Source organism: Streptomyces sp. CO7, from assembly GCF_053474865.1.
In genome coordinates this window covers 584,998-589,369 of record NZ_JBRIOU010000005.1, presented here as the reverse complement: position 1 = coordinate 589,369, position 4,372 = coordinate 584,998, and the positions used below count along the sequence as shown (strand labels likewise).

4 protein-coding genes are annotated in these 4,372 nt (G+C 76.1%); all 4 read right to left on the bottom strand.

Annotated elements, in window-relative coordinates:
• The coding region (locus tag ACOV8S_RS21185) for a condensation domain-containing protein (RefSeq protein ID WP_448319481.1) at positions 1-1,269 on the bottom strand (1,269 nt) is incomplete at its 3' end.
• Positions 1,270-1,326: 57 nt separating this feature from the next.
• A complete protein-coding gene (locus ACOV8S_RS21180; RefSeq protein WP_448319402.1) occupies positions 1,327-2,592 on the bottom strand; it encodes an NAD(P)/FAD-dependent oxidoreductase in 1,266 nt (421 codons plus the stop codon).
• A 130-nt stretch (positions 2,593-2,722) separates the two neighbouring features.
• Positions 2,723-4,021, bottom strand: a complete 1,299-nt coding sequence (locus ACOV8S_RS21175; RefSeq protein WP_448319401.1) for a deoxyguanosinetriphosphate triphosphohydrolase — start codon at positions 4,019-4,021, stop codon at positions 2,723-2,725.
• 44 nt (positions 4,022-4,065) lie between these two features.
• Positions 4,066-4,372: sirohydrochlorin chelatase (locus ACOV8S_RS21170; RefSeq protein ID WP_448319399.1), on the bottom strand; the 307-nt coding region annotated here is incomplete at its 5' end.

The following is a 4,372-nucleotide window of genomic DNA, read 5'->3' as shown; positions in this document are numbered from 1 at the left end:
GCCGGCCGCGCCGGGGCGGGCGGCGTGCCGGGCGAGGTCGGCGAGCGCGTCGGCGTAGCGCTCGGCGAGGCCCGCGACGGTCGCCCCGTCGTGCGTGGCGCGGGAGTGGTGGAAGGTGAACTCCAGCTGGTCGCCGTGGAGTCGCCCGACGACCTCCAGGGGGTGCGGGCGGGCGCAGCGCGGGTCGGCGTCCAGGGCGAGCGGGCGGGCGGCGGCGCGGTAGAGGCCGTCCGCTCCGCCCGTCGACGCGAAGCGGCCGAGGTAGTTGAAGCTGATCTGGGCGGCCGGTCCCTGGGGCAGGGTTCCGGGCGCGGCGAGGTACCGCAGGGCGTCGTGCCCGATGCCGTGCCGGGGCACCGCCCGCAGCTGCTCCTTCACCTGCTTGAGCGCCGTGTCCCAGTCCGCGTCCGGCGCGACCGCGAGGGCGACCGGGTGCCGGGTGGTGAACCAGCCGACGGTGCGGCCGGTGTCGACGTCGTCGAACAGTTCCTCACGGCCGTGCCCCTCGACGTCGACCAGGACGCGCCGGTGGCCGCTCCAGTCGCACAGGGCGCGGCCGAGCGCGGTGAGCAGCGCGTCGTTGGCCTGGGTGCGGTAGGTGTCCTGCAGGGTGCGCAGCAGGGCCGTCGTGACGTCGGGGGCCAGCCGGACGGTGACCTCGGCGGCCGAGTCGTAGGTGTTCGCGCCCTCGCGGTCCGCGGGCAGGGTGGTGCCGGCGTCGGCCGCGGCCCGCTCCCAGTACGGGCGTTCCGCGTCGAAGCCGCCGTCCGCGGTGTACCGGGTCAGGCGTTCGGCCCAGTGGCGCAGGGGTGAGGTCTTCGGCGGCAGGGCGGCCGCGCCGTCCTGCCCCGCGCGCCGGGCCCGGTAGGCGTGGTCGAGGTCCTCGAGGAGGACGCGCCAGGAGACGCCGTCGACCACCAGGTGGTGCACGGCGAGGTGCAGGACGGGCGGCCGGTCCGGGCCCGCCTCGTGCAGCACGGCGCGCAGCAGCGGGCCGTGGGCGAGGTCGAAGGGGCCGTGGTGCGGTGCGTCGGACGCGGGTCCGTGGTGGCGGGCGAGTACCAGGCGGGGCGCGGTCGCGTCGATCTGCCAGCGGACCGCCGCGCCGCCTGCGCCCTCGCCGGGCGTGAAGCGGGAGCGCAGGGCGTCGTGGTGGGCCAGGAGGTCGTTGAGGGCGTCCTCCAGCGCCGCCGCGTCGACGTCGTCGCCCACCTCCAGGGAGACGGTCTGGGCGAAGTGGCCGGCCTGCTCGCCCGCGCTGTCGAACAGCCACCGCTGGATGGGCGTCAGCGGGGCGGTGCCGGCGGCGGCCCGGGCCCCGCCGGGTCAGGCGACGAGGGCGTCCAGGGCGACGCGGGGGTCGGACAGGGCGTCCGGGTCCACGGGCGCGCCGCCGCGGATCAGGTCCTGGATGGCGGGCGTGACGTCCCACACGTTGACGTTCATCCCGGCCAGGACGCGGCCCTCCTTCAGCCAGAACGCGATGAACTCGCGCTTGCCGGCGTCGCCCCGGATGACCACCTGGTCGTAGGCGCCCGGCGGAGCCCACCCGGAGTACTCCATGCCCAGGTCGTACTGGTCGGAGAAGAAGTACGGGACGCGGTCGTAGCGGACCTCCCGCCCCAGCATGGCCCGGGCGGCCGCCGGTCCGCCGTTGAGGGCGTTGGCCCAGTGCTCCACCCGCAGCCGGGCGCCGAACAGCGGGTGCGGGAACGCGGCGACGTCGCCGGCCGCGAAGACGTGCGGGTCGGAGGTGCGCAGCGAGGCGTCGACCGCGATGCCGCCGCCCTGCTCGCGGGGCACCAGCTCCAGTCCGGCCGCCTCCGCCAGCGCGGTCCGCGGGGCCGCGCCGATCGCGGCGAGCACGGCGTGCGCCGGGTGCTCCTCGCCGTCCTCGGTCCGCGCTGCCAGGACCAGCCCGTCCTGGCCGACGATCTCGGTGAGCCTCGCCCCGAACTGGAACCGCACCCCGCGCTCGCGGTGGAGCTCGGCGAAGACGTTGCCCAGCTCGGGGCCCAGCACCCCGTACAGGGGGGTGGGAGCGGGTTCGACGACGGTGACCTCGGCCCCGTAGTGCCGTCCGGCGGCCGCGACCTCCAGGCCGATCCAGCCGGCCCCGGCGATCAGCAGGTGCCCGTTGTCGCGGCCCAGCGCGGCCAGCACGCCCTTGAGCCGCTCGGCGTGCGCGAACCGCCGCAGGTGGTGGACGCCCGCCAGGTCGGTGCCCGGCACGTCCAGCCGGCGCGGCTCGGCGCCGGTGGCCAGCAGCAGCCGGTCGTAGGGGACGAGCGTGCCGTCGTCCCCCAGGCGTACGGTCCGGGCCGCGGTGTCGAGCGCGTCCACGGTCTGCCCGAGGTGCAGCTCGATGTCGTGGGCGGCGTACCAGGCCGCCTCGTGCACGAGCGCGCTGTCGCGGTCCGCGGAACCGAGCAGGTAGCCCTTGGACAACGGGGGCCGCTCGTAGGGGTGGTCCCGTTCGTCGCTGATCAGTATCACCCGCCCGCGGAAGCCCTCGGCGCGCAGCGTCTCCGCCGCCTTCGCGCCGGCCAGGCCTCCTCCGACGATGACGAACGTCTGGTCCGCGTCGACCACGATGTGCCTCCTTCTCCGGTGGTGCCGGATGAGCGTCCCGCACGGAGGCTAGTGCCCGCGGAGAACCTGCCGAAGAGGCCACGCGGTCCTTGCCCCGGCGGTAACGGCCCCTTTCGGCCGGGGCGTGCGGTCAGGCCTGCATGGTGAGGCGGGTGTGCAGGGCCCGGGCCGAGGCGTCGGTCATGGAGGCGATCTGGTCGACGATCACCCGCTTGCGCGCCCGGTCGTCCGCGGCGGCGTCGAACAGCGCCGCGAACTGCGGGTCCAGCCCCTCCGGCGCCCGCGCCGTGAGCGCCTCCGCCAGTTCGGCGACGACCACCCGCTGGTCGGCGCGCAGCCGCTCCTGCTCGGCCCGCTGCATCACGTACAGGTCGGCGACGGCCTTGAGCACCGCGCACTCCATCCGGGTGGTGCGCGGCACCACCAGCTGCGCCTTGTAGCGGGTCAGCCGGCCGTCCCCGTAGGCGGCCCGGGTCGCCGTCTCGGCGGCGGTGCAGAACCGTCCGATCAGCTGGCTGGTGGCGTCCTTGAGCCGGGCCTGGTCGACGGCGCTGCCGTCGTAGCCGTGCGGCCACCATTCCTGGGCCTGGAGCCGGTCCAGGGCCGCGCCGAGCTCCTCCGGGTCGGTGTCGGCGGGCACGTACCGGGCGTCCAGCACCGCGACCGTGAAGATCTCGCGCCGGTCGGCGGCGCTGTGCAGCCGGGAGGGCTGGATGTGACCGGCGTGCAGCCCGTCCTCGACGTCGTGGACGGAGTAGGCGACGTCGTCGGCCCAGTCCATCACCTGCGCCTCGAAGCAGACCCGGTCGCGGGCGGGCGCGTCGGCCCGGACCCAGTCGAAGATCCGGCGGTCGTCCTCGTAGACGCCGAACTTGCGGAAGGCGGGACCGGCCGGGTGACCGCCGCGCGGCCAGGGGTACTTGGCGGCGGCGTCCAGCGCGGCACGGCTGAGGTTGAGGCCGACGCTGGTCATCTCGCCGGTGGTGCGGTCGGTGACGAACCGCTTGGGCTCCAGGCGGGTGAGCAGCCGCAGCGACTGCGCGTTGCCCTCGAAGCCGCCGCAGTCGGCGGCGAACTCGTCCAGCACCTGCTCGCCGTTGTGCCCGAACGGCGGGTGGCCGAGGTCGTGGGAGAGGCACGCGGCCTCCACCAGGTCGGGGTCGCAGCCGAGGGCCGCGCCCAGCTCCCGGCCGACCTGGGCGCACTCCAGCGAGTGGGTGAGCCGGGTGCGGGGGCTGGCGTCCCAGAGGCGGACGGTGCCGGGGGTGACGACCTGTGTCTTCCCGGCGAGCCTGCGCAGCGCGGCGGAGTGCAGCACCCGGGCGCGGTCCCGCTGGAAGGCGGTGCGTCCGGGACGCTTGTCGGGTTCCGGGGCCCAGCGCTCGACGGCTGCCTCGTCGTATCCGGCGGTCGGTTCGTTGCCTGCCATGTGGACGACAGTAATTGGTGTGGGCGACAGCCGCCCCGTATCCGCTACGCCGCGGCGAGCGCGTGGCGCGGCGGCGCGGCGGTGGCGGCCGCCTCGTCGTGGCGTCGCAGGACCAGGCGGACGACGTCGGGGTGGGCGCCGAGCGGCGCGGCGACGATGCCGGGGGCGGCCTCGGCGGTCTCGGTGTGGAAGCGTCCGGGGGCCGTGAAGTAGGAGGCGACGGCCACCTGGGTGCGGCCCCGGGCGGCGAGCGCGGCGACCGCGTCGGCGACGGAGGGGGCGGCGGAGGCGTAGGCGGGGACCACCGGTACTCCCAGGCGGGCGGACAGCGCGGCGGCGGTGCGGCGGGTG

What these genes read in the sequence shown, in the direction of transcription:
- ACOV8S_RS21175 (WP_448319401.1), bottom strand. Translation starts at nt 4,021, where the DNA reads ATGGCAGGCAACGAACCGACCGCCGGATACGACGAGGCAGCCGTCGAG.